This window comes from Paenibacillus cookii (genome assembly GCF_018333375.1).
GTDB classification, from domain to species: Bacteria; Bacillota; Bacilli; order Paenibacillales; family Paenibacillaceae; genus Paenibacillus_AQ; species Paenibacillus_AQ cookii.
The window spans coordinates 1-541 of the sequence record NZ_BORW01000107.1 but is presented as its reverse complement, the minus strand read 5'-3'; the positions used below and the strand labels follow the sequence as shown (position 1 = coordinate 541).

General features: G+C 45.1%; 1 protein-coding gene. It reads left to right on the top strand.

Annotated elements, in window-relative coordinates:
* A partial coding sequence (locus KI367_RS26770) for a hypothetical protein (protein ID WP_212953331.1) occupies positions 1-274 on the top strand: 274 nt, incomplete at its 5' end.
* Positions 275-541: the final 267 nt, after the last annotated feature.

Here is a 541-nt window from a genome sequence, read left to right as displayed (position 1 = left end):
TGCCTCGTCGGTCACTGAAGTAGGGTTCTCAGAGCGCTTTAAATCGATTTTTATTTTAAAAGATATGATTCCCCATATAAAAAATAGAGTGTCGAAAAGTCCGTTGGACTTTCTCGACACTCTGAGCATCTTGCTTCCGGCAAGGATGCTGTTTTTTATGATTACGGGGGAATTACGATTCTTCATTGAAACCGTCCGTTCGCCCTGGGCAGCTCAGGGTAATTTCGATGCCGCCGGCATGAGCGCTTGCACAGTTTCGATGCTCCGAGCATAAGCCCCGGCTTCGGGGGCTCACGACACCGGCATCGTTCTTTCCGCCCAGCCGCGAAAAGCCCCTTCTTAATCAAAACGAGACCATTTGGCTAATGGCAACCATTGGAATGGACTGGGGTTTATTATGATCTCAATCTTCCAATAATGAGTGTTTTGCATAATTCCGTTTCAGAGAAGAAGCGATAGCATATTCACTGTCGTTAAGGGGTAATTTTCGAAAATGGTATTATATGGATGAAGAAAAGGGCAGACTTGCAGAATTTTAGAA